This window comes from Hoylesella oralis ATCC 33269, assembly GCF_000185145.2.
In the GTDB taxonomy this organism is placed as follows: Bacteria; Bacteroidota; Bacteroidia; order Bacteroidales; family Bacteroidaceae; genus Prevotella; species Prevotella phocaeensis.
The window spans coordinates 352,676-377,507 of the sequence record NZ_GL833116.1; the positions used below are offsets into that span (position 1 = coordinate 352,676).

16 protein-coding genes, 1 tRNA gene, 1 rRNA gene and 1 pseudogene are annotated in these 24,832 nt (G+C 43.0%); 10 read left to right on the forward strand and 9 right to left on the reverse strand.

The features are described 5' to 3' along the window. Positions 1-3: 3 nt before the first annotated feature. The 3 genes from HMPREF0663_RS01540 to HMPREF0663_RS01550 all read right to left on the reverse strand — a co-directional run bounded on the left by HMPREF0663_RS01540 (position 4) and on the right by HMPREF0663_RS01550 (position 6,289). Entirely contained in the window at positions 4-3,492 is a 3,489-nt protein-coding gene (locus tag HMPREF0663_RS01540; protein WP_004368308.1) for a preprotein translocase subunit SecA, read from the reverse strand. Between the two features lie 260 nt (positions 3,493-3,752). Then, positions 3,753-5,120: an alkaline phosphatase family protein gene (locus tag HMPREF0663_RS01545; RefSeq protein WP_004368309.1), complete on the reverse strand. Its 1,368-nt coding sequence runs from the start codon at positions 5,118-5,120 to the stop codon at positions 3,753-3,755. Beyond that, the gene (locus HMPREF0663_RS01550) at positions 5,117-6,289 is read right to left on the reverse strand and encodes an Lnb N-terminal periplasmic domain-containing protein (RefSeq protein ID WP_004368310.1); all 1,173 of its coding nucleotides are present in this window, start codon (positions 6,287-6,289) and stop codon (positions 5,117-5,119) included. Before HMPREF0663_RS01550 ends, HMPREF0663_RS01545 begins: the two co-directional genes overlap by 4 nt. A 141-nt stretch (positions 6,290-6,430) precedes the next feature. Here HMPREF0663_RS01550 and bamG point away from each other — a divergent pair, with 141 nt between their 5' ends. The 4 genes from bamG to HMPREF0663_RS01570 all read left to right on the forward strand — a co-directional run bounded on the left by bamG (position 6,431) and on the right by HMPREF0663_RS01570 (position 12,034). Continuing rightward, a complete protein-coding gene (gene bamG / locus HMPREF0663_RS01555; RefSeq protein WP_004368311.1) occupies positions 6,431-7,732 on the forward strand; it encodes a BamG family beta-barrel-assembly machinery protein in 1,302 nt (433 codons plus the stop codon). 24 nt (positions 7,733-7,756) lie between these two features. Beyond that, positions 7,757-8,392 carry an LptA/OstA family protein gene (locus HMPREF0663_RS01560; protein ID WP_004368312.1) on the forward strand — a complete coding sequence of 212 codons (636 nt, stop codon included), beginning with the start codon at positions 7,757-7,759 and terminating at the stop codon, positions 8,390-8,392. 84 nt (positions 8,393-8,476) lie between these two features. Further along, positions 8,477-9,706, forward strand: a complete 1,230-nt coding sequence (locus HMPREF0663_RS01565; protein ID WP_016665590.1) for a hemolysin family protein — start codon at positions 8,477-8,479, stop codon at positions 9,704-9,706. A 186-nt stretch (positions 9,707-9,892) separates the two neighbouring features. Further along, positions 9,893-12,034, forward strand: coding sequence for a peptidylprolyl isomerase (locus HMPREF0663_RS01570; protein WP_004368314.1), 2,142 nt, complete (start codon positions 9,893-9,895; stop codon positions 12,032-12,034). A 342-nt stretch (positions 12,035-12,376) separates the two neighbouring features. Here HMPREF0663_RS01570 and HMPREF0663_RS01575 read toward each other — a convergent pair whose 3' ends face one another. After that, on the reverse strand, positions 12,377-13,192 hold the full coding sequence (locus tag HMPREF0663_RS01575; protein ID WP_004368315.1) for a hypothetical protein: 816 nt from the start codon (positions 13,190-13,192) through the stop codon (positions 12,377-12,379). Positions 13,193-13,418: 226 nt separating this feature from the next. Between HMPREF0663_RS01575 and HMPREF0663_RS01580 the strand changes: the two genes are divergently transcribed. From HMPREF0663_RS01580 to msrB, 4 genes and pseudogenes are all read left to right on the forward strand, one after another. Then, on the forward strand, positions 13,419-14,693 hold the full coding sequence (locus HMPREF0663_RS01580) for a replication-associated recombination protein A (RefSeq protein WP_004368316.1): 1,275 nt from the start codon (positions 13,419-13,421) through the stop codon (positions 14,691-14,693). Between the two features lie 27 nt (positions 14,694-14,720). Further along, on the forward strand, positions 14,721-15,677 hold the full coding sequence (locus HMPREF0663_RS01585) for a D-2-hydroxyacid dehydrogenase (protein WP_004368317.1): 957 nt from the start codon (positions 14,721-14,723) through the stop codon (positions 15,675-15,677). Beyond that, the gene (locus tag HMPREF0663_RS01590; protein ID WP_004368318.1) at positions 15,678-16,319 is read left to right on the forward strand and encodes a trimeric intracellular cation channel family protein; all 642 of its coding nucleotides are present in this window, start codon (positions 15,678-15,680) and stop codon (positions 16,317-16,319) included. 136 nt (positions 16,320-16,455) lie between these two features. After that, a pseudogene (gene msrB, locus HMPREF0663_RS01595) lies at positions 16,456-16,920 on the forward strand (peptide-methionine (R)-S-oxide reductase MsrB); the annotation flags it as partial. Between the two features lie 373 nt (positions 16,921-17,293). Here the strand turns inward: msrB and HMPREF0663_RS11885 are convergent. The 5 genes from HMPREF0663_RS11885 to pyrB all read right to left on the reverse strand — a co-directional run bounded on the left by HMPREF0663_RS11885 (position 17,294) and on the right by pyrB (position 20,444). Continuing rightward, positions 17,294-17,364, reverse strand: a tRNA-Cys gene (locus tag HMPREF0663_RS11885). A 58-nt stretch (positions 17,365-17,422) separates the two neighbouring features. Continuing rightward, a complete protein-coding gene (locus tag HMPREF0663_RS01600) occupies positions 17,423-17,611 on the reverse strand; it encodes a hypothetical protein (RefSeq protein WP_004368321.1) in 189 nt (62 codons plus the stop codon). An 80-nt stretch (positions 17,612-17,691) separates the two neighbouring features. Continuing rightward, positions 17,692-18,972, reverse strand: coding sequence for a serine hydroxymethyltransferase (gene glyA, locus HMPREF0663_RS01605; RefSeq protein WP_004368322.1), 1,281 nt, complete (start codon positions 18,970-18,972; stop codon positions 17,692-17,694). A gap of 62 nt (positions 18,973-19,034) precedes the next feature. Beyond that, on the reverse strand, positions 19,035-19,490 hold the full coding sequence (locus tag HMPREF0663_RS01610; protein ID WP_004368323.1) for an aspartate carbamoyltransferase regulatory subunit: 456 nt from the start codon (positions 19,488-19,490) through the stop codon (positions 19,035-19,037). A 6-nt stretch (positions 19,491-19,496) separates the two neighbouring features. Continuing rightward, on the reverse strand, positions 19,497-20,444 hold the full coding sequence (gene pyrB, locus HMPREF0663_RS01615; protein WP_004368324.1) for an aspartate carbamoyltransferase: 948 nt from the start codon (positions 20,442-20,444) through the stop codon (positions 19,497-19,499). Positions 20,445-20,561: 117 nt separating this feature from the next. Between pyrB and HMPREF0663_RS01620 the strand changes: the two genes are divergently transcribed. Next, the gene (locus HMPREF0663_RS01620) at positions 20,562-22,874 is read left to right on the forward strand and encodes a transglycosylase domain-containing protein (protein WP_004368325.1); all 2,313 of its coding nucleotides are present in this window, start codon (positions 20,562-20,564) and stop codon (positions 22,872-22,874) included. A gap of 489 nt (positions 22,875-23,363) precedes the next feature. Beyond that, positions 23,364-24,832: ribosomal RNA gene (locus tag HMPREF0663_RS01625) — 16S ribosomal RNA — on the forward strand; the annotation flags it as partial.

Here is a 24,832-nt window from a genome sequence, read left to right on the forward strand (position 1 = left end):
TCTTTATCTGATGTTCCTGCCATGGCAGTTCTTGAACTTCTTTCCCGAACCGCAAGGGCACGGATCATTAGGACGCGGCATCTTTTCTTTAATGATAGGAGCCTGCGGTTGGCGTGCTGTTTCGCGTGTATCTTGATGCGCAGCGGCCGCTTGATGAGGATCATTCAGCTCTTGTTTCATTTCATTATAGCGTTGACTTCGCTCTTCGGGGGCTGCCTCGCGCACTTCGTCTTGCTGCATTTCGGGAATTTGTCCACGCATTAAGATGCTTGCCGTGCGGTTGTTCATGTCGTCAATCATAGTATCCCAGAGCTTAGCACTCTCGAGTTTGAAGATCAAGAGCGGATCCTTCTGTTCATAAGAGGCATTCTGCACGCTGTGACGCAGCTCATCAAGCTGGCGTAGGTGTTCCTTCCAATCGTCGTCGATGATATGAAGAAGAGTGACTTTCTCAAACTGTTTCACCACATCTTTAGCCTCAGAATCGTACGCTTGTTTCAGGTTACAAGGGATATTATATACACGTTTGCCGTCTGTAATGGGCACCATAATCCGTTCATACATCTGTCCTTGATTTTCTTGTACCTGCTTTATGATCGGCCATGCTACGCTCTGTATGCGGTCTGTCTTACGTTTGAATGCGGCCATAGCATCTTGGAACGATCGTTCTTCCAAGTCGTTTCTCTTGTTATTGGCAAAATCTTCTTCGGTAAAAGGTACCTCCATGGCAAGAACTTTTAAGAACTGTTCCTTGATACCCTCGTAATCGTTGGTTTCGATGATATTCACTACACGGTCCCAAATTACGTTCGTAATATCCATACCTATACGTTCTCCCATGAGTGCATGGCGGCGCTTCTCGTAGATAACCGTACGTTGTTTGTTCATAACATCATCGTATTCGAGCAGATGTTTACGGATACCGAAGTTGTTTTCCTCTACTTTTTTCTGGGCACGTTCTATACTTTTCGAAATCATAGGGCTCTCAATGCGTTCTCCGTCCTTAAATCCGAGGCGGTCCATAACACTGGCTATGCGCTCGGAAGCGAACAAACGCATGAGCTTGTCTTCCAAAGAAACGTAGAAAACAGAACTTCCCGGATCACCTTGGCGGCCGGCGCGACCGCGTAACTGGCGGTCTACACGACGGCTTTCATGGCGCTCTGTACCAATAATAGCCAATCCTCCGGCGGCTTTTACCTCAGACGTAAGCTTGATATCCGTACCACGACCGGCCATATTGGTGGCTATGGTAACGGCACCGAGCAGGCGTTCTTCTTGTTTTACAAGTTGTTCAGCCTGTTTCAATGCTGTATCCATATCGTGTTTGTCTACCTTTTTTTCCTCAATAAGGAGCTCTGCCTGATGCTCTGCTGCCGTATCTTTGTCGATGAAACCTTTGCCGTCTGTGCTTACCCAAGCCTGCCCCTTGTTGGACCGACCGGCCTCTGCAACGATATCAGCTTCCTTTTGATGGAGCTTTGCGTTCAACACCTGATGCGGTATTCTGCGCATTTGAAGCATCTTGCTCAGCAATTCCGAGATTTCTACTGATGTAGTTCCGACCAGACAGGGACGCCCGTTAAAGCGCATATCCATAATTTCTTCGATCACGGCATTGTATTTCTCGCGCGCTGTTTTGTACACCCGATCGTCCATGTCCTTACGTATAACAGGGCGATTTGTCGGTATTTCTACGACATCCAGCTTGTATATGTCCCAAAACTCGCCTGCCTCGGTACTTGCAGTACCCGTCATACCGGCAAGCTTATGGTACATTCGGAAGTAATTCTGCAAGGTAATGGTGGCGAAGGTCTGTGTGGCAGCTTCGACTTTTACATGCTCTTTCGCCTCGATAGCTTGGTGCAAGCCATCGCTCCAGCGGCGTCCTTCCATGATACGTCCCGTCTGTTCGTCTACAATCTTTACCTCTCCGTCTATCACGACATACTCATCGTCTTTGTTAAACATGGTATACGCCTTGAGCAATTGTTGCAAGGTGTGCACACGTTCGCTCTGTACGCCATAGTGAGCCAATAGCTCATCTTTCTTATCGAGGCGGTCCTGATCGCTGATATTGGTTTGTGTTTCGAGATTGGAAAGCTCGGATGCTATATCCGGAAGTACGAACAAATCGCGGTCGTTTACCTGATTTGCCAGCCATTCGGTACCTTTATCGGTGAGATCGGCAGAGTTTAATTTCTCGTCGACCACAAAGTATAACGGTTCTACAGCCTTGGGCATCTCGCGGTTGTTGTTCTGCATGTAATACTCTTCTGTCTTGAGCATGCCCGCTTTGATACCCTCTTCAGAGAGATATTTGATAAGCGGTTTGTTCTTAGGCAGGCATTTATAAGAGCGATAAAGTGCAAGAAAACCCTCGTCCGTCAGCTTCTGATCCTTGTTCTGCAGCCCTTCCGTAATCTTTTGTTTGGCTTCGGCAAGGTATTGAGTGGCCAGTTTACGCTGAACATCTACCAGTCGTTCTACTAATGGTTGATATTCTTCGAACATCTGATCATCGCCTTTCGGCACCGGTCCGGCAATGATGAGCGGCGTACGGGCATCGTCTACGAGCACCGAGTCAACCTCGTCTACGATGGCATAATTATGGGAACGCTGCACAAGATCGGCAGGAGAAATAGCCATATTGTCGCGAAGATAGTCGAATCCGAACTCATTGTTGGTGCCGAAAGTGATGTCTGCAAGATAGGCGTTGCGACGCTCCGCCGAGTTCGGGCGGTGCTTGTCGATACAGTCTACCGAGAGTCCGTTGAACTCATAAAGCGGTCCCATCCATTCCGAGTCGCGTTTGGCAAGGTAATCGTTCACGGTTACGACGTGCACGCCATTGCCCGTCAACGCGTTCAGAAATACCGGCAGAGTGGCCACGAGCGTCTTTCCCTCACCGGTGGCCATTTCGGCAATCTTGCCTTGATGCAGGGCAATGCCGCCGAAGAGCTGTACATCGTAATGTATCATTTCCCATTTCAGGTCGTTTCCTCCGGCCGTCCAATGGTTATGATAGATGGCTTTATCGCCATCGATGGTAATAAAATCTTTTTTCGGATCGGCAGCCAGTTCGCGGTCGAAATCGGTTGCGGTAACAACAGTTTCTTCGTTTTCGGCAAATCGGCGGGCTGTATCTTTCACGATACTGAATGCCACGGGCATAATATCATTAAGGGCTTTCTCGTATATATCGAGCGCTTCTTTCTCGAGTTTGTCTATCTGATTGAAGATACTCTCGCGTTCATCGATGGGTGTATCTTCGATATTCTCTTTCAGTTTTGCAATCTGCTCCTTTTGTTCCTTAGCTGCATCTTGCACATATCTCTGTATTTCTTTGGTTTTTGCACGCAATTCATCGTTGCTAAGTGCCTTTATCTCCGGATAGATGGCATTTACACTTTCGACGAGCGGCTGAATGAGACGCATATCGCGTGCAGATTTGTCTCCGAAAAGAGACTTTAATAGCTTGTTAAAATTCATTTTATCGTATTGTTTTTATTTTCCTATATATAATTAATGTGCAAATTTACGAATAATAATCGGTAATCTGCCATTTATGGAATAATTATTTGCCGATGATATTGCAGAGACAGATTACTGCCGTATCGGCGGTAAAGCAGAGATGGGTGTATGTTGTGGAAATGACAGATATGCTATCTGTTTCAGTCAGATATATAGTATGATAGACTTATACCACGGATATATCCGACATAAACCACCCTTCTGCTTTCTGCATGCCGTTATTGCAACGGTGCAGCTTTGCAGGCATTCGGTGCCCGTATTTGTATGGCTTTGGCAATGGTAGGCGCAATTCGGTCTACCGTAACAGGGGTATTGATGCGTTGTGGCTTTATTCCGCTTCCGTAAAAAATAATGGGAAAGGGGATAAATGCCGCACGCGATGTGTACGATTCGTGGTTGTCTTCGTTTAAAAGCTGCCATCCGGGCGAAACTTCTATGATAAGATCGCCACTGATAGATGGGTTGTAAGGACTCTCTTGTACGGCTCTGACGCCCGAGACCTGTACAAGAAATTCTTTTGAACGCGAAATAATGTCGGAGAACGAGATGCGCTTGTCTTCGATAAGTTTCCGGTTCAGGTAAATTTGGTTGTGGAAACAGGTCTCTACATAACGCCCCTGCCCGTAGATAGCGCCCAAATACATGTTGAGCAGATTAGCCGTGCGGTTGATATAGAATGTTCCCGTGGGGATACGATATTTGGCAAAGTCTACCTTCGGATCGTCGGTATAGCCTGTACTTGTGAGTACAAAAAGCACGTGTTGTGCACCAACACTCTGTTCTATATGGCTGAGTAGTGAGGATAGAGTATGATCGAGGCCACGATAGACACTCTCCATACCGATGCGCCATTGTGCCGAATTGTCAGTTGCTTTGGCCGAGAGTGTGATGGAGATGTAATCCGTATTCTCGTCGCGCCCCATGGCATTTCCATTAATACAGCTGATAGCAATGTCGCTAACGGCATCGTTAGTAAGAGTCTTTGCCTTAGATGGTTTCACATTAACGCTACGGTAAGAGTTCAACCATTTCTGCCCGTTTTGCGAATAGTATTGAGATGTTACCCAATCTCCGCTCTTTTCATCTATCCAAAAGGCCCCGTCAGCTGCGTGACCTGCTGACAATACGGCAGCATCACGGTCGGCTGCAATTCCATATACGATAGCAGCACCGTTGGTAGATATTTTGAGTTCGTCGGCAATTGTCGACGTAGACATGTTTTGCGGAGAGGTTTTGTATTTGCTGTCATCTACGCAGAACAGTGGCCGCAGTGTATTGCGGTCGAGCCATTGCGTACCGATGATATTATTATAATAAGGAGTAGTACCCGTAGAAATGGCAGCTATGGCCGATGAACGGTCTACCGGAGCGAACGGATAGCTTGCTGCTTCGTACACGGTACCTTGCTGTAGCAGTTTTTTAAAGCCGTTTGGTGAATACAGAGTGGCGAAATGTTCTATATAATCGGTGCGCAGTTGATCGATACTGATGTTGACCACGAGGCGTGGAGCGACTTGCAGCGATTGTGCATAGGCTTCCGTGCCCGTTAATGTTGCCAAAATAAGCGCAGATATATATTTATTCATTTCGTTGTTTTATAGATTTTTTTGCAGCTGTAATACAACCACGTGATACGTATAAGCAAAGATAGTGCCACAATAAACATACCTTCTGCATAGCTCTGCCAATAACCTAATACAAAGAAAAGTAAAAGTAATGCTCCCCAGAATGGCAAATAAGTATGGATTTGTTTATTTCTAAGTCTCTTGACCGTAGGATATACGAAAAATAACGATAAAGGACAAAGTGCCAATATTTGGAAATTGAGGCTCACGGCGGGATGTTTGGAGAAGATCATCAGGAAGAGTATTAGGCCTGCAAGGCCATCTAACGTCATTACCAAGATATCGAACCCCCACCATACACGTTTAGTACCCCATTCGATGGCGCAAACTATCAATACAATCAATAAGAAAATCAGTGCGCATGTTATCGGCATGGGTAACGAAGAGTGCATAATTCCATCGGGATCAGGTTCGTAGAGAATGTGGAATGTAGAGTCTACCAAAGCCCTGCGATGCCCGTGTGTGTCGATTACAATGGCATGGGCAAAGTCTTGCATAAGGCTGTCGGGTAGGAATTGTCGGGCGGTGTAGCTCGTTTTAGCATCAGCCTTAACGCCGAGAAGCAGATCGTTTCCGAAATTTGCCCACGGGTGCGAGGCAGTCCATTGACGGATCATGCTGCGATAGGTTGCCGATGTCTGCGTATCGACAGCATAGACTACGCTGCCTTGAATATGATCCGTAATCATATCTCTTGCGCGAGTGGTGCAGTTATCGTAGAAATAATTGTATCTGTAAACTCTATTCTCGGGGCGATAATTCTCATCGATGGCTTGTGTAATGGCCCACTTTTCTTCGCGCGTAAGGTTCAGTTTCTGTTCTGTGATCCATCGTCCGGCCGCCTGATACTCGTCGACAAAGGCATTAAAAGGTATGATACCCATTTCGTAGTCGGTGAGTCCGAAGACAAAGCGCAGTATGAAGAATTTCTGTTTAAATGAGAAAATGCCGTAGTTGATGGCCAAGTCTTGATCTCTGCCTTTATCATGATACCTTATTGCCGTATGGCCATAAAGGGAATAAACCTCCTCTCCGGGCCCGCAGGTGAGCAGTCCTATCTCTACAGAGTCCATGCTTTGTAACAAAGCGTTGTCGGTTTGAGCATTCGCATAGACCGTTGTTAATAACATAAAAATAACACTCCATGCGCACCTTAAAATATAATTAAAACGTTTCACGATGCAAAAATAGCTTATATTTTGCAGTTATCGTGCCCTTATTTCGAATTTTTTCGATATTTTTGCAACCAAAAATAAGAATTATAGAGGAAAATGAAAAAAATAATATGCGCTGCTTTCATGGCTGCAATATCTACGACAGCGCTTGCTCAGAGTGGTACCAATTCGCCTTATAGTGCGTATGGTTTGGGAGAACTTACTGAACAGTCGAGCGGTTTCAATCGGGGAATGAATGGTTTAGGACTGGGGTTTCGTGAACATAATCAGGTAAATTATCTGAATCCGGCTTCGTATTCTGCGCTCGATTCTCTGAGTTTTATTTTCGATACAGGTTTGTCTTTACAGTTGACAAACTTCAGTGAAAATGGCAAAAAAGTAAATGCCAATAATGCCGATTTCGAGTATGTAGTTGCCGGATTTCGTGCTGCACGCCATGTAGGTGTTAGCTTCGGTATCATTCCTTTTACTAATGTAGGTTATAACTATGCCAATACGCAATATGTAGGAGGCAGTGCGGCAGCCTCGTCTACTACCTATACCAATACTTATGCAGGAGATGGCGGTCTTCATCAAGTATATTTAGGTGCAGGTTGGGAGCCTTTTAAGGGCTTTTCTGTCGGTGTGAATGCCTCTTATCTGTGGGGGACTATAAACAGATCCGTAATAAATAGCTACAGCGATGCTAATGTAAATACGCTGTCGAAATACTATAATTCTTCTACCAGAAGTTATAAAGTAAACTTCGGTATGCAGTATACTGCGCAGGTATCGAAGAAAGATGCCGTGACTTTGGGCGTCACCTATGATTTTGGGCACAAACTTAATGCCGATCCGGAGTGTAGGGTTATTTCAAGGAATACCCAGACCGGAGTTGCCGATACTGCCGTATATAAGATAGAAAATGGCTTGGAATTGCCGTCTACCTATTCTGCCGGCATCATGTGGGATCATCATTCGAAATGGAAGATAGGACTGGATTACTCTTTTCAAAAGTGGTCATCGGTGAAATATCCGGTGTATAATGTGGTAAATGATGTACCGCAATACGCTCTTCAGACCGACTTGTTCAAGGATCGTCATAAGATGACTTTTGGAGGAGAGTATTGCCAAGATATGAATAGTCGCAGTTTCTTGAAACGTATACGTTATCGTGCGGGAGTTTCGTACGCGACACCTTATTTAAAAATAAACGGGCAAGATGGGCCGAAAGAACTAAGTGTAAGTGCAGGTTTCGGCATTCCTATCGTAAATGGCTATAACAACCGTTCCATTCTGAATATATCGGCGCAGTGGGTAAATAGAGAAGCAACGGGATTGATCAAGGAAAATACATTCAGAATCAATATCGGACTTACTTTCAACGAGCGTTGGTTTGCGAAGTGGAAAGTGGAATAAAAGAAACATCCTATTGTAGAGACTTTGAGGTATTCTGTATTTTCATTTACGCTTCTTCTTCTGTTTTTTGCTTCTTGTGAGGAACAGAAAGAACATATTGCACCGGCGATACGCGAGCGAGATTCCGTGGCTATGATGATAAGTTATGGGGTAAATACCTTGATATCCGACTCGGGAGTGATAAAATATAGGATTGTAACCGAGAAATGGGAGGTAAACGAAAACTTACATCCGCAGCGATGGATATTCGATAAGGGGCTTTTTTTGGAGCAATTCGATGAAAAATTTCACGTACAGTCGTATATACAATGTGACACGGCTTACTATTTCAACGAGAGACGTCTATGGGAATTACGTAGCAGAGTACATATTTTGACGAAAGATGGACTTCGGTTTACCAGTGAACAACTGTTTTGGGATGAACGAAATCATGAACTATATTCGCATGTCTATTCTCATCTCGTTACCCCTGAACGTACATTGGAAGGGAGCTACTTTAGAAGTGATGAAAAAATGACGAAGTATTTTGTTTCGAATAGTCGTGGTTCTTTTGAAAAGAACGACTTTAGCGGAGAGGGAGATACGCTAACCTCCGCTCCTGATACGACAAAAGCGAAATTAAGGCTGCAAGCTCCTCCGCAGCGTAAGATCGGAAATTAGACTAAGCTTAAATTATATATATTCATTTAAAATACATTTATCGGTTTGGATATAGATATACCTCTTATAATAAGTATCATCGTTATGATGGTCTTGTCGGGCTTCTTTTCCGGAATGGAAATTGCGTTTGTCTCGAGTAATAGGATGCTTGCAGAGATGGACAAAGAAAAGAGCGGACTCTCTCAAAAACTGCTTTCTCTCTTCTATCACCATCCTAATGGCTTTGTAAGTACCATGCTGGTAGGTAATAATATTGTGTTGGTTATATATGGTATCTTGATAGCTCGCTTGTTTGACAATACGATATTCCGTGGAATGGATGCTGCATTTACCGTGCCTGCCGATACCATTCTTTCTACGTTTATCGTACTTTTCACGGGAGAGTTCTTGCCCAAAACGCTTTTTAAGAGTAATCCCAATCGTCTGCTTAGTTTGTTTTCAGTACCGGCTTATCTATTTTATATCATTTTGTGGCCGATCAGTCGTTTGTCGACTTTCCTATCCAAATGTCTTTTACGGATGGGCGGTATAAAGATGGATAAGGAAACCGACGACGAGGGCTTCTCTAAAGTAGATTTGGATTATCTTGTAAATTCGAGCATTGATAATGCGCGAAGTGATGAAGAGATAGAAGATGAAGTAAAAATATTCCAGAACGCATTGGAGTTTCCTGATACAAAGGTGCGCGACTGTATGATACCACGTACGGAAATTAATGCAGTAGATATCAATGAATGTACTATAGAGGAACTTAAGCAGAAGTTTATAGAAAGCGGGAATAGTAAACTGATTGTGTATAATGAAGATATAGATCATGTTATAGGTTATATACACAGTTCGGAACTGTTTCGTAATCCTGATCGTTGGAAAGAAAATGTGTGTACGATGCCTTTCGTGCCTGAAACGATGGCAGCACAAAAGTTAATGAAAATATTACTCCAGCAGAAAAAGAGTCTCGGAGTAGTAATTGATGAGTTCGGAGGAACAAGCGGTATCGTTTCACTTGAGGATATTGTGGAAGAGATATTCGGAGAAATAGAAGATGAGCACGACAGTACGAAGTATGTGGCGAAAAAACTCGATGATGGTAACTATCTTTTATCCGCACGTTTGGAAATTGATAAGGTGAATGAAATGTTTGGATTGGATTTGCCTGAGAGTGATGAATATATGACTGTTGGCGGTCTTATTTTGCACGAGTATCAAAGTTTTCCGAAATTGAACGAAATCATCAGGATAGACAAGTTTGAATTTAAGATTATAAAAAATACTATGACAAAAATAGAACTTGTGAAATTAACCGTGACAGGCTGATGTGTTGTAATAAGTGGATTTAAAGGCAATTTTTATATTAAAAGTTCTGTAGTTTGATAATATTTTAGTATTTTTGTACGCATTTAATGCAGAAAGCACAAAAATAATTTATATGGAGGATTGATAAGTGTATATATTTTTGTGCTTCTATGGTATGACAAAAAGAATAATAAATAATAACTTAAAATGGCAGCATTAGGAAAAATCAGAGGAAAAGGTACAATCCTGATAACTGTGTTGGGTATTGCACTTTTTGCATTTATTGTAGAAGAAGGTGTTCGCACTTGCGAATCGAGACAAAACGAGCAACGTCAACAGATTGGTCAAGTGTTAGGTAAAAACATTGATGTTCAAGAATTTCAGAAGCTTGTTGACGAATATACCGAGGTTATTAAAATGCAGCAAGGACAGAACAATCTGAATGATGAACAATTGAACCAAGTAAAAGATATGGTCTGGAATACGTATGTTCAGACTAAGATAATTGAGAAAGAGGCCGAAAAGCTTGGTCTTATTGTAACAGATGAAGAATTGCAGAATATATTAAACCAAGGAACAAATCCCATGCTTCTCCAAACGCCGTTTGTAAATCAGCAGACCGGTCGCTTTGATGCAAACGCCTTGAAAAAGTTCCTTGCCGATTATAGGAGTCAGCAGACTACCAATTCGCAACTTGCAGAACAATATCATACGATTTATAAGTATTGGTCGTTTGTAGAGAAAACGCTTCGTCAGCAGATACTTTCTCAGAAATATCAGAGTTTGTTTGCCCATTGTTTGCTGTCTAATCCTATAGAAGCCAAGATGGCATTTAAGGATGAAAACGAAGAAAGTCGGATAGAACTTGCTGCGTTTCCTTATTCGAGTATAGCCGATGATAAGGTGCAGGTGACAGATGCAGACTTGAAAGCTAAGTACGATGAGCTGAAAGCTCGTTTTAGGCAGTATGTGGAGAGCCGAGATATAAAATATGTGGATATTGAGGTTATGCCTTCTTCACAAGATCGTGCAGCTCTTCAAAAAGATTTTACTGGTTATGCGAAAGACCTTGCTGCTGCTACCGATCCTTCAGATGTTGTAAAAAAGAGTACGTCGGTAATCAACTATCTTGGTATTCCTGTGGCTAAGACGGCTTTTCCTGCAGATATTGCTGCACATCTTGACTCAATGTCGGTAGGACAGACTTACGGACCAGTTGAAAATAAACAAGATAATACGTTGAATTTAATAAAGTTGGTGGCTAAGCAACAGTTGCCGGATTCTATTCAATATCGTATGATTCAAGTTGGTGGTGCTACTGTTGATGCTGCTCATAAGACAGCAGATTCCATTTATACAGCATTGAAAGGCGGAGCTGATTTCGAGGCTATTGCTAAAAGATATGGGCAGACTGGTGAAAAAACATGGATAACTACGGCACAGTATCAGAATGCACCTTCGATGGATAAGGATACCAAGACTTATATCAGCGTGTTGAACACGGCAGCAGTGAATGCCATCGAGAATATTCCGGTTGTACAGGGGAATATTATTCTTCAGGTAGTTGACCGTAAGAGTATAATACCTAAATATACTGCAGCTGTGATTAAGAAGAATATTGAGTTTTCGCGTGACACCTATTCTGCTGCTTATAATAAATTCAGTTCTTTTGCAAGTACCAACCAAACAGCTGACGATATTGTGAAGAATGCGCAGAAAAACGGTTATAAGGTGCAGGAAGCAAAAGATTTGACGACAGCAATTCATTATATTGCCGGTATTCGTGGAACGCGTGAGGCTGTGAAATGGGTGTTCGATGCAGACGAAAACGACGTGTCTCAAATGTTCGAATGTGGAGATAATAATCATCTGCTCATTATGGTTCTCGATAAGATACATCCGGTCGGCTATCGTTCTTTGAATGATCCACAGGTAAAGGAGATAGTAAAAACAGAGGTGCTGAAAGATAAGAAAGCAGAGCAGCTTATGAACAAATTGAATGGTGTAAATTCTTTAGCATCGGCTAAAGCCAAGGGTGGTAAGGTTTCTCCTATAGATCAGGTTACTTTCTCTGCACCGGTATTTGTTTTGTCTACCGGCGCGAGTGAACCTGCTTTGAGCGGTGCTGTTGCAGCTACAGCGAAAGGCAGGTTTAGTGCAAAACCCGTGAAAGGTAATGCAGGAGTCTATCTTTTCCAAGTAGTTAACAAGACAGACCGCAAGGCTAAGTTCGATGACAAGGCCGAGGAACAAAAACTTCGCCAAAAGGCATTGCAATATGCAAGTAATTTCATGAACGAATTATATATTAACGCTAAGGTAGTTGATAATCGTTACCTTTTCTTCTAAAGAGATTTTTAAAGAAATAAAATGCCCGATATCTACATCAGATATCGGGCATTTTTTTATTTGAACTTTCATCATTGTTTTTACAGATAATATTCCTGTTCGATCTAAAAGAACGAAATAATAAGAATATATGTTTTTATTACCATCTGTAATTATAAATTTAAGTTTCTAAAAATTAAAAAGATATGTATCTATTTTAATATGTGTTTCTTTAAAATAAAAACGCAAGTATATACGTAAAACAATACCTGCGTTTTTCTTATGGTTAATTAAGTTAAAAGAATTTAGTCTTGCTAATGTTTGATTCGTGCTTTTATTAATTGATGAAAAAATCGACAATAATTAATAATCATCGTTTTCATCGGAGACGTCTTCCGCCTCCATATTCAAGTCTTCCGGTTCTGTATCGAAGGTTGTGCGATAGCTTTCTTCGGTCAGCTTATCTTCATCAAAAGTATCATCATCTTCATCTTCTGTATCATTGTCCGTTATTTTGTTCAACTCTTCTTCGCCTTCATTTTCAGGTGTATTGGAGTCTTGCTCCTTTTCCTCTTCTTCAGATTCGAATTTCATTTTAGGTTTTTCAAATTCAGGTTTTTCTTTGGCAAAGATTGCTTCTACCCATGAACCCTTGGGTATCTCCAGAACTTCGAAGCCATCGTTAAGTTTTTTCTCATATGTCCCTCCCGGTTTGTGAAGACGGTCTTTGGGGAGTGTGGTCGTACTTATGTCGAAACCGCTCGTGATAATATCCTGAATACTTTGCGAAAGCGACTCCCAACCGCCGCCGAAATTACGTTCCAACACTTCGATAAGTTTGGTCGCAGAGATATGGCGTATATTCTCGTAGGTAAGATCGGTTACGCGCATGATAGGACGTTTCTTAATTGCCCAACGGACTTTTGCAGAGTCATCAATGCGTACCAGTCCGGTTTTGAAGCCTCGTTCCTCGTATTTGGCAACCACCTCGGGTTTGTCTATCTTTATTTCTTCGATATCGAATGCGCTACGAATGATATCAACATAATGACGCATGTTGCCTTTAAGATCGGCGTCTTTTTCTGCTGCCTCCCACATGCGGAAGATGTCGTTCTCCTGAATATCCCATACATTGCTCTTAGTCAATGTTTTTAGAGTTAAAACTTTTTGCTGTTTCATATCTTTTTAAATGCTTAATTCAAAATTGTTGCGATTGGTGAGCGGTGTTAAATTTGTTTTTAAATAGTGTTGTTTCGTTGTCTCTTGTTCGTTTTTCTATATTTTTATGCTGCAAATGTAAGTACTTAATTCTTAATTCGCAAACTTTTTGCAAGAAAAAATAAATGAAATAAAAAAACAATATATGCTATCTATCAATCATCGATCTTTTATGTATCTTTGCAACATGAGTGAGCCATTAGCAGAGAGAATGCGTCCGCGCACGCTTGACGAGTATGTGGGGCAACAGCATTTAGTAGGAGAGGGGGCGGTGCTTCGCAAGATGATCGATGCCGGCCGTGTATCTTCGTTTATCTTATGGGGACCGCCGGGGGTAGGGAAAACTACGCTTGCACAGATTATTGCAAATAAATTAGAAACCCCATTCTATACCCTTAGCGCCGTAACGAGTGGTGTAAAAGACGTTCGAGATGCCATCGAACGTGCCAAAAGCAACAAATTCTTCAATACAGCTTCACCTATTTTGTTTATAGATGAGATACATCGTTTCAGCAAATCGCAGCAAGATTCTCTTCTCGGTGCCGTAGAGCGGGGCGTTGTAACGTTGATCGGTGCCACTACCGAAAATCCTTCGTTCGAGGTAATCCGGCCTTTGCTTTCGCGTTGTCAGCTCTATGTATTGAAATCTCTTGAAAAGGAAGACTTGCTGAGCCTTCTTGAAAGGGCTGTTACGCAGGATGTAGAATTGCGAAAAAAGCATATTCTATTAAAGGAAACCGGAGCCATACTTCGGTATAGCGGCGGCGATGCCCGTAAATTGTTGAACATCTTGGAACTTGTTGTAGAGTCTGCGAATAGCGAAACCATCGAAATTACCGACGAGGTGGTGGTAAACCGTCTTCAGCAGAACCCGCTCGCATACGATAAAGACGGTGAAATGCACTACGATATTATCTCTGCATTCATCAAGAGTATCCGCGGTAGCGATCCGGATGCAGCACTTTATTGGATGGCTCGGATGATCGAAGGTGGGGAAGATCCGCAGTTCATAGCAAGAAGACTTGTTATCAGTGCCGCCGAAGATATAGGCTTGGCAAACCCTAATGCCTTGCTGCTTGCCAATGCAGCTTTCGATGCTGTAATGAAGATAGGGTGGCCCGAAGGGCGTATTCCGCTTGCCGAAGCGGCAGTCTACTTGGCAACCAGTCCTAAAAGTAATTCTGCTTATTTAGGAATAGATACGGCCCTCGGCATTGTAAAAGAAACGGGTAATCAGCCTGTGCCCTTGCATTTGCGTAACGCACCGACACAACTTATGAAGCAGCTGGGCTATCATGACGGCTATAAATATAGTCATGATTTCCCCGATCACTTCGTGGTACAGCAATATATGCCCGACGATTTGCAAGATATCAGAATATGGCATCCGCAGCATTCGCCGTCGGAAGAGAAGCTGTTTCTGCAGATGCGTCGGTGTTGGGGTGAAAGGTTTAATGAATAATGTTAAAGAAGAAAGGAATTTTAGCAGATGAAAATTGTAATATTGGATGGCCATTGTGCAAATCCCGGCGACCTCTCGTGGAAGACATTGGAAGAGTTCGGGGAACTTACGGTTTACGACCGCACATCGAAAGCGAATGTCGTGGAACGTGCCAGAGATGCGGATGTTATACTTACCAATAAGGTGACGTTGCGATCGGATGTATTGAATAAACTGCCGAAACTGAAATATATAGGAGTACTTGCAACGGGTTATAATATTATAGATACCGATGCGGCCAAGAAGCGCGGCATTATTGTTTGTAATATTCCGGCATACAGTACAAACAGTGTGGCGCAGATGGTCTTTGCACATATTCTTACTATCACGAATAGGGTAGAGCATTATACTGCGCAGATACGCGAAGGAAGATGGAGCCGCAATCCCGATTTCTGCTATTGGGATACGCCGTTTCATGAGCTCGCAGGAAAAACAATCGGTATTGTCGGACTTGGTGATATCGGTTGTAGAGTGGCCCGTATAGCTCATGAGTTCGGGATGGATGTGTATGCTTTTACGAGCAAGAATGCTTCCGATCTTCCCGAATGTATTCGGAAGACAACGATGGAGGGACTGCTTGCCGTGAGTGATGTTCTTACATTGCATTGTCCGCTTACCGAATCTACGCGCGAAATGATAAATAAAGACAGTCTGAAGCAGATGAAACGCGGGGCTATTCTCATTAATACCGCTCGCGGTCCGCTTGTGAACGAGCAGGATGTGGCCGATGCGCTCAGTTCGGGATACTTGGCAGCCTATGGTGCCGATGTAATGTGTGCAGAACCCCCATCAGAGGATAACCCTTTGTTCGGAGTACCCAACGCTTATCTTACGCCTCATGTGGCGTGGGCGACCATTGAGGCACGCCGAAGATTAGTGAATATTGCAGTGGCTAATGTGAAAGCTTTTGTAGACGGAGTACCACAAAACGTTGTCAATAAATAGATGTTCTACGAAGATATCCAGATCGTTCATACTGTACAGCAGATAATAGAGTTCGTGGGAACCTTTGCCTTTGCCATATCCGGAATACGTCATGCAGCGGCAAAGCATTTCGATTGGTTCGGTGGATTTGTGTGCGGTTTTGCTGTTGCGATAGGTGGCGGTACTATTCGTGATGTGATGTTGGGCGTAACACCTTTTTGGATGACTTCCTCTCTTTACATCATTTGTACGGTTCTTGCACAGGTATTCGTTATTGTGTTTTCTCGCTCTTTAAAGCGTCTCGATAACGCATGGTTCGCTTTCGACACATTGGGGTTGGCATTGTTTACCATTGCCGGACTACAGAAGACGCTTGCATGTGGGCACCCTTTTTGGGTGGCTATCATTATGGGGTGTATTACCGGTGCGGCCGGAGGCGTTATCCGCGACGTGCTTCTCAACAACGAGCCCGTTATCTTTCATAAAGAGATATATGCCATGGCGAGCATTCTCGGCGGTCTTGTTTATTGGTTACTCATGTATGCAGGATTCAGTGTAGGGATTGTGGCCGTTGTCACTTTTGTTATTATCTGTCTTGTGCGCTTTTTGGCTGTAAAATATCATATCTCACTTCCCATTTTGCATGGAGAAGAACAGGAATAAACTATAGAAATAATAAGTTTCAGGATTATTAAAATTATATATTATGAAGTGTAATGTACTAAAACTATCGATGAGTGTGGCAGCTTTGTTTCTTATGAGTTGCTCTGTTGCAAAGGATAACAAAACCGAAAAGAATATGAATTTAAACGGAAATATGAAGTTCGAAAAACCGGCAGACGAGGAGTTAAGGAAAAAACTTACCCCTTTGCAGTACGAGGTAACCCAGCATGCGGCTACCGAACGCCCTTATGATAACGAATACGATGGCGAGTTTCGTTCGGGTATCTATGTGGATATCGTGAGCGGAGAACCACTGTTTATTAGTTCTGACAAGTACGACAGTGGCTGCGGATGGCCTGCTTTTTCGCGACCAATTGATGATTCTTTGCTTGTTGAAATTACCGATCGTTCTCATGGTATGGTTCGTACAGAGGTAAGAAGCAGGCGTTCCGGTTCGCATCTTGGCCATGTTTTTAACGACGGTCCTGCCAAAACGGGCGGCATGCGTTATTGTATCAACAGTGCTTCGCTACGTTTTATCCCCGAAGATAAGATGGAGTCAGAGGGCTACGGCAAGTATCTTAAATTGCTGAAAAAGAAATAGTGTGTTTGTTGAATAAGATATTTAATAAACACACACCATCGTTTTATCCGTCTTATATCGTATATGTAAGGCGGATAGAGCATTTGTGCAACTATAATATTTATAACGTAGATGTGTCTTATTCGGAGCAGTTTTTGTAATTCTCGGTTATAGCCGATTGAAAAACAAGACGCTCTTGGCAATTCTATCATTCGTAATGTTTTCCGTTGTCTGCTGTACTCGTGTTATTCGAATATAAAGTTCATGAGAATAATAAATTGCTGATGCGGTTATAAGATTGTTCATTTTTTAAGCAGTAACGGAAAGAACAGGAGCGGGAGTGTTGATATAGAAGAAGGGAATTTCCTCATGAGAAATTCCCTTCTTGTTGAGGTACCTGGCAGAGTCGAACTGCCCTACACGGTTTTGCAGACCGTTACCTAACCGATCGGCCAAGGTACCATGGTGCTTAATGCGTGTGCAAAGATAAGATAAAATATTGTGCCAACCAAATTTTTATTTACTTTTTATGGTAGCAACTCGGTTTTCTCTTGCCTTTACCTTGCTGTAAAAGAAATTGATCGTGTATGGCACAGCCCTTGCATCCGTAGCATTTGTCGTCGGCATGGCGTATGGCTTGGTAGATGCGATAGCCGGCATAACCGACGGAAAGGCATAAAACAAATCCTATTATAATATACTGTACCATTTATTCTGAATAAGAGCGATAAAGACAGGTAAAGAGAATTGGGGTAACTTCCCAATTCTCTTCTTGTTATGAGTACCTCTTTAATATGCGAAAAGAGGATAATCTTTCATCGTTTCGTTTACTTTCTGGTGTACATGGCCGATCGATCGGTCGTTTTCAGGATCGTTGAGTACCTCCTCTATCAGTTCGGCAATAAGTTTCATCATATTCTCTTTTGCGCCACGAGTGGTCATGGCTGCTGTACCAAGACGGATGCCACTTGTCTGGAATGCAGAGCGGGTATCGAAAGGAACCATATTTTTATTTACCGTAATGTCTGCTGCAACAAGGGCGTTTTCTGCCACTTTACCTGTGAGATCGGGGTATTTCGTGCGAAGGTCTACAAGCATAGAATGATTGTCTGTGCCTCCGCTAACGATGGTGAAACCACGATCTGTAAGTTCTTGTGCAAGGACAGAGGCGTTGAGTTTCACCTGTGTTGCGTATTCTTTCCAAGAGGGTTGCAGGTTTTCATAGAAACCTACCGCCTTTGCAGCTATGACATGTTCCAATGGGCCGCCCTGTGTACCGGGGAAAACAGCACTGTTGATCAGTTGACTCATCATCTTGAGTTCGCCTTTTTTGGTAGTAAGTCCCCAAGGATTTGCAAAGTCTTTCCCCATTAGGATAATGCCTCCGCGTGGTCCGCGTAGTGTCTTATGCGTAGTAGAAGTTACGATATGGGCATATTTAACCGGATTTTCGAGCAGTCCGGCTGCAATCAATCCGGCCGGATGAGCCATATCTATCATCAGGAGTGCTCCTACTTCGTCGGCGATATGTCGCATACGTTTGTAATCCCATTCGCGACTGTAAGCCGAACCTCCGCCGATAATAAGTTTGGGTTTGTGTTCGTGAGCCAGTTTTTCCATTTCGTCATAATCTATACGGCCGGTTTCTTTGTTGAGGTTGTAACCTATGGGATTGTAGAGAATGCCGGATGTGTTGACGCGGCTTCCGTGAGATAAATGACCTCCGTGATCAAGATTTAAGCCTAAAAAAGTGTCGCCGGGCTTCAGGATCGCAAGCAATACAGCGGCATTTGCCTGTGCACCGGAATGCGGCTGTACGTTGGCGAACTCGGCACCGAATAGTTTCTTAACCCGCTCGAGTGCCAATTCTTCAACTTGGTCTACCACTTGACATCCGCCGTAATAACGCTTTCCGGGAAGCCCTTCTGCATACTTATTTGTGAGATAACTGCCCATTGCTTGCATTACTTCATTACTTACGAAGTTTTCAGAAGCAATCAATTCCATGCCTTTTAGCTGGCGCTGGTGTTCTTTTTCGATAAAATCGAAAATCTCTTGATCTCTTTGCATGATTATAAATGTTATTTGTTATATTACTTAATGCATGTTATAGCATTCTGGAAGGGGGAAACTTAGCATAACTCTACCTTACTTATATCTTGCTCGGTATCGCAATAGTGGCATTTAAGAACGCCCTTGTCTTTGTCGACAATGTTGAAAATAGTATCCATAGGTTCGTTGTTTGTAATGCATTTGGGGTTGTTGCATTTTACAATACCGCGAAGTTCATCGGGAGTTTCGACCGTCTTTTTTTCCACAACCTCATAATCTTTAATGATGTTGAGCACAATTTTTGGGGCAACAACAGAGAGGCGGCTGATCTCTTCGTTGGTAAAGAATTTGTCGGAAACTTTAATAATTCCTTTCTTTCCAACCTTTCTGGATATGAAGTTGTTGCCTATGGTAACGGGAGTATCGAGGTCTTGTAAACTCAGTAGGTTTACTACCTGATAAGTTTTTTCGGCAGGAATATGATCGATGACCGTACCGTTCTCGATGGCAGCAACCAAACGTTCTTTCTTGTCCATGTTCGATTAATGAATAATAGTTTTGTCTTGTTTGATGTCTTCTAATGTAATTCCGAGACAGTAACAGAAAATGGCTTCTCGCGCATAGAGGCCGTTTTGTGCCTGTTGTATGTAGTAGGCATGTGGATTATCGTCTACATCGTAGGCGATTTCGTTAACGCGTGGAAGCGGGTGAAGGATGCGCATATTGGGTTTGGCGGCATGCAGCATTTCATTTTTCAAGATATATACGTTTTTGACGTGTTCATACTCCATCAGGTCGGAGAAGCGTTCTTTCTGCACACGAGTCATATATAGAATGTCTGCATCGGCTATTACTTTATCATTGAAAGCAGTATGCTCTTGATATTTTATGCCGTGTTCCTTGCAATATATCTTATATTCGGTAGGCATAGCCAGCTCTTTGGGTGCAATAAAATGGAAAGTCGGGTTGAAATGGCGCATGGCGGTGATTAAAGAATGTACCGTGCGTCCATATTTCAGGTCGCCTATAAGATAGATGTTAAGATTATCGAGAGTGCCTTGAGTCTTATAAATAGAATAGAGATCGAGCAGGCATTGTGAAGGATGCATGTGAGCTCCGTCGCCGGCATTGATAATCGGTTGGGGGGACACTTCGCTTGCATATTGGGCTGCTCCTTCGATATAATGACGCATAGCAATGATATCCGCATAATTACTAACCATGAGAATAGTATCTTTCAGCGTTTCTCCTTTGGTGACACTTGAGGCTTTTGCGTCGGAAAAGCCTATGACCTTGGCACCAAGCCGATTGGCTGCAGTTTCGAAACTAAGACGTGTGCGGGTGGATGGTTCGAAGAAAAGGGTGGCTACTACTTTACCTTTAAGTAGTTCTCTGTTAGGATATTTCTCAAACTCTTGTGCCATCTCTATCAGATACATGATTTTTTCTTTAGAGAGATCGGCAATGGTCACAAAATCATGTTTTCCCATTTATATCTTGTTGAATGTTACGATTTCGTGTGCTAAGATAATCATAATTTTTTGTTTATATGCTTTATTTCAAAAGAATATTGTATTTTTGCATCAAATATTTTTTAGCAACTCGGAATGAGAAAGGCGTTTATACATATTCTTTGGGGAGTACTTATTGTAGCATTGCTTGCCGGAGTGTTGTCGTTTACTGCGATATGGTTCGGCTGGATTGGCTATATGCCGCCTATCGAAGATTTGCAAAATCCGATCAACAGATTTGCTACGCAAGTGTATTCCGCTGATGGAAAAGTATTAGGAACTTGGAATATCAACAAAGAAAATCGTATTGTTATACCGTATTCTAAGATTTCTCCGCACCTTGTCCATGCATTGGTCGCTACAGAAGATGAACGCTTTTATGAACATTCGGGAATAGATTTCATTGCATTGGGCAGGGCTGTCGTAAAGAGAGGTTTGTTGGGACAAGCCAGTGCTGGTGGCGGATCGACCATAACGCAGCAATTGGCAAAGCAATTATATTCGGAGAGCGCGAAGACCACATTGGAAAGAATTCTTCAAAAGCCAATCGAATGGGTGATTGCTGTAAAACTTGAGCGGAATTATACTAAAGAAGAAATTATCGCTTTGTATTTGAATTACTTCGACTTCCTTCATAATGCAGTAGGAATTAAGACGGCGGCTAATACCTATTTTAATAAGGAACCGGCTGACTTGACTGTAGAAGAATCTGCTACATTGATAGGACTTTGCAAAAATCCCTCTCTTTTTAACCCTGTAAGATATCCTGAACGTTGTACAGAGAGGCGTAATGTGGTTCTCATGCAAATGCAAAAAGCCGGATATTTATCTCGTGCAGAATACAATGAATATAGCGATAAACCTCTTGTGCTGGACTTTCATCGTACAGATCATAAGGATGGCAGTGCTACTTATTTCCGTGAGTTCTTAAGACAGTACATGATGGCTACAATTCCGGAAAAGACTAATTATCCTTCATGGAATAAAAATCAATATGTGCTCGATTCCATTGCATGGGCATCAGATCCTCTCTATGGTTGGTGCAATAAGAATTTTAAGAAAGATGGCAGCCCTTATAATGTTTATACAGACGGTTTGAAGGTCTTTACAACAATAGATTCCCGTATGCAGAAATATGCAGAAGAAGCAGTTTATGGGCATGTGGCGAAGTTTCTGCAACCGGCATTTTCGAGAGAAAATCGTAAAAAAGTAAATGCTCCGTTTACAAATTTATTGTCTTCGGCAGAGGTAAATTCTATTATGTCTCGTGCTGTGCGACAGAGTGATCGCTATAAAAATTTGAAAGCGTCAGGTGCGACAGATGTCGAAATAAAGAAATCATTTCATACTCCTGTGGATATGACTGTCTTTACGTATCATGGAGATATTGATACAACAATGACACCGATAGATTCTATACGTTATTATAAATCGTTTTTACGTGCAGGATTTATGAGTATGGATCCTAAAACGGGGTATGTGAAAGCCTACGTTGGGGGACTTGATTACTCTCATTTTATGTATGATATGGTAACGGGAGGGAGACGACAGGTTGGTTCTACTATCAAACCATTTTTGTATTCTTTGGCAATGGAAAATGGTTTTTCTCCTTGCGATAAGGCCCCGAATGTACAACATACGTACATGGTGGCCGGCCGTCCTTGGACACCACGTAATGCAAGTCATAGCAGGTATGGGCAGATGGTTACGTTAAAATGGGGACTTGCACAATCCAATAACTGGATATCGGCATACCTCATGAGTAAATTAAATCCGCAGCAATTTGTGAGCTTGTTGCATGATTACGGAATTAACAATCCTGATATATATCCTTCTATGTCGCTTAGTCTTGGGCCTTGTGAAGTTTCTGTTGCAGAAATGGTAAGTGCATATACTGTTTTTGTAAATCACGGTATTCGTACAGCTCCTATTTATGTTTCTCGCATAGAGGATAATGAGGGCAATGTTATAGCTTCATTTCAACCAAGAATGAATGAGGTTATTAGTGACGAAAGTGCGAATAAAATGCTTGTTTTGCTGCAGGCTGTCGTTGATGGGGGTACTGCTGGCAGATTAAGATATAAATATAATATAGAAGGAGAGATAGGTGGTAAGACCGGAACAACAAATAGAAATTCTGATGCTTGGTTCATGGGAATTACCCCGGAATTGGTAAGTGGCTGTTGGGTTGGTGGCGAAGATCGAGATATACATTTTGATTCGATGCAAATGGGGCAGGGAGCTACAATGGCACTTCCTATTTGGGCGTATTATATGAAAAAGGTGTATAGAGATCATGCTTTAGGATATAATCCTCATGCATCTTTTGGTTTGCCTAAAGATTATGATCCATGTTTAAAAGGTGAAGATTCTGCGGACGATTTTGGGATAGAAGAAGTATACGAATAAAAGTATAACTTTACACGGTTTATAAGTAATATTCGTGTTCATTTTTCTTTTTTGGGGATTCTTTTTTTCTTTCTTTTTTCATTTTCTTGTTCAAATATTTGGCGGTTTTATATTTTTGTATTACTTTTGCCGTCGCTTTCCCTCAGATGTGGGGGTAGTATGTTAGAAAGAGTTCTTTGACTAATTTACATAGGAGACAGAAGAAGTAGTACGAAAAAGCTATCCGTAGCCATGTCTTTTTATTTATTATTTTGATGTGTTTTATGGATAGGGTAGGAAAATCATTCGACTTTGTCATTTATATCCTTGATTCGGGTTATATTTTGTCATTTGCATATCGTTTGTGATCCAATTTGAGCTAACTTATGAGCGTTTTAATACAGACATTTTAGGTATTTGGTGATATTCTTTTAGGTATTTAGGTTTTGCAGTTTATGCTGTTCCTTTTTCCTTTTTTTGTTTATCCATTTATACCTTAATTAATATTTTACAATGTAGAGTTTGATCCTGGCTCAGGATGAACGCTAGCTACAGGCTTAACACATGCAAGTCGCGGGGCATCATGGAGGTTGTTTTCAACTTTTGATGGCGACCGGCGCACGGGTGAGTAACGCGTATCCAACCTTCCCATTACTACGGCATACCCCGTTGAAAGGCGGCCTAATTCCGTATGCAGTCCGAAGCAGTCATCTAATTTGGACGAAAGGTATATTCTATCGGTAATGGATGGGGATGCGTCCGATTAGCCAGCCGGCGGGGTAACGGCCCACCGGGGCATCGATCGGTAGGGGTTCTGAGAGGAAGGTCCCCCACACTGGAACTGAGACACGGTCCAGACTCCTACGGGAGGCAGCAGTGAGGAATATTGGTCAATGGGCGTAAGCCTGAACCAGCCAAGTAGCGTGCAGGATGACGGCCCTATGGGTTGTAAACTGCTTTTATGCGGGGATAAAGTTGGGGACGTGTCCCTTTTTGCAGGTACCGCATGAATAAGGACCGGCTAATTCCGTGCCAGCAGCCGCGGTAATACGGAAGGTCCGGGCGTTATCCGGATTTATTGGGTTTAAAGGGAGCGTAGGCAGTTTTTTAAGCGTGCTGTGAAATGTACCGGCTCAACCGGTGATGTGCAGCGCGAACTGGGAATCTTGAGTACGCAGTAAGCAGGCGGAATTCGTGGTGTAGCGGTGAAATGCTTAGATATCACGAAGAACTCCGATTGCGTAGGCAGCTTGCTGTAGCGTAACTGACGCTGAAGCTCGAAAGTGCGGGTATCGAACAGGATTAGATACCCTGGTAGTCCGCACGGTAAACGATGGATGCCCGCTGTCGGCCTTTTTTGGTCGGTGGCCAAGCGAAAGCGTTAAGCATCCCACCTGGGGAGTACGCCGGCAACGGTGAAACTCAAAGGAATTGACGGGGGCCCGCACAAGCGGAGGAACATGTGGTTTAATTCGATGATACGCGAGGAACCTTACCCGGGCTTGAACTGCCATTGACTTGAATAGAGATATTCATTCCCTTCGGGGCATTGGTGGAGGTGCTGCATGGTTGTCGTCAGCTCGTGCCGTGAGGTGTCGGCTTAAGTGCCATAACGAGCGCAACCCCTTTTTTCAGTTGCCATCGGTTAAAGCCGGGCACTCTGTGAATACTGCCGCCGTAAGGTGTGAGGAAGGTGGGGATGACGTCAAATCAGCACGGCCCTTACGTCCGGGGCTACACACGTGTTACAATGGCGCGTACAGCGAGTCGGCCGTATGTAAATGCGGTCCAATCCTTAAAACGTGCCTCAGTTCGGACTGGGGTCTGCAACCCGACCCCACGAAGCTGGATTCGCTAGTAATCGCGCATCAGCCATGGCGCGGTGAATACGTTCCCGGGCCTTGTACACACCGCCCGTCAAGCCATGAAAGCCGGGGGTGCCTGAAGTCCGTGACCGCAAGGGTCGGCCTAAGGCAATA

Coding starts and splice junctions, on each gene's coding strand:
- HMPREF0663_RS01575 (WP_004368315.1), bottom strand. CDS start 13,192: ATGAAACAGCAAAAAGTTTTAACTCTAAAAACATTGACTAAGAGCAAT.
- bamG (WP_004368311.1), top strand. CDS start 6,431: ATGAAAAAAATAATATGCGCTGCTTTCATGGCTGCAATATCTACGACA.
- glyA (WP_004368322.1), bottom strand. CDS start 18,972: ATGCAAAGAGATCAAGAGATTTTCGATTTTATCGAAAAAGAACACCAG.
- HMPREF0663_RS01545 (WP_004368309.1), bottom strand. CDS start 5,120: ATGAATAAATATATATCTGCGCTTATTTTGGCAACATTAACGGGCACG.
- HMPREF0663_RS01600 (WP_004368321.1), bottom strand. CDS start 17,611: ATGGTACAGTATATTATAATAGGATTTGTTTTATGCCTTTCCGTCGGT.
- HMPREF0663_RS01550 (WP_004368310.1), bottom strand. CDS start 6,289: ATGTTATTAACAACGGTCTATGCGAATGCTCAAACCGACAACGCTTTG.
- HMPREF0663_RS01565 (WP_016665590.1), top strand. CDS start 8,477: ATGATGGTCTTGTCGGGCTTCTTTTCCGGAATGGAAATTGCGTTTGTC.
- HMPREF0663_RS01570 (WP_004368314.1), top strand. CDS start 9,893: ATGGCAGCATTAGGAAAAATCAGAGGAAAAGGTACAATCCTGATAACT.
- HMPREF0663_RS01585 (WP_004368317.1), top strand. CDS start 14,721: ATGAAAATTGTAATATTGGATGGCCATTGTGCAAATCCCGGCGACCTC.
- pyrB (WP_004368324.1), bottom strand. CDS start 20,444: ATGGGAAAACATGATTTTGTGACCATTGCCGATCTCTCTAAAGAAAAA.
- HMPREF0663_RS01610 (WP_004368323.1), bottom strand. CDS start 19,490: ATGGACAAGAAAGAACGTTTGGTTGCTGCCATCGAGAACGGTACGGTC.
- HMPREF0663_RS01590 (WP_004368318.1), top strand. CDS start 15,678: ATGTTCTACGAAGATATCCAGATCGTTCATACTGTACAGCAGATAATA.
- HMPREF0663_RS01580 (WP_004368316.1), top strand. CDS start 13,419: ATGAGTGAGCCATTAGCAGAGAGAATGCGTCCGCGCACGCTTGACGAG.
- HMPREF0663_RS01620 (WP_004368325.1), top strand. CDS start 20,562: ATGAGAAAGGCGTTTATACATATTCTTTGGGGAGTACTTATTGTAGCA.
- HMPREF0663_RS01540 (WP_004368308.1), bottom strand. CDS start 3,492: ATGAATTTTAACAAGCTATTAAAGTCTCTTTTCGGAGACAAATCTGCA.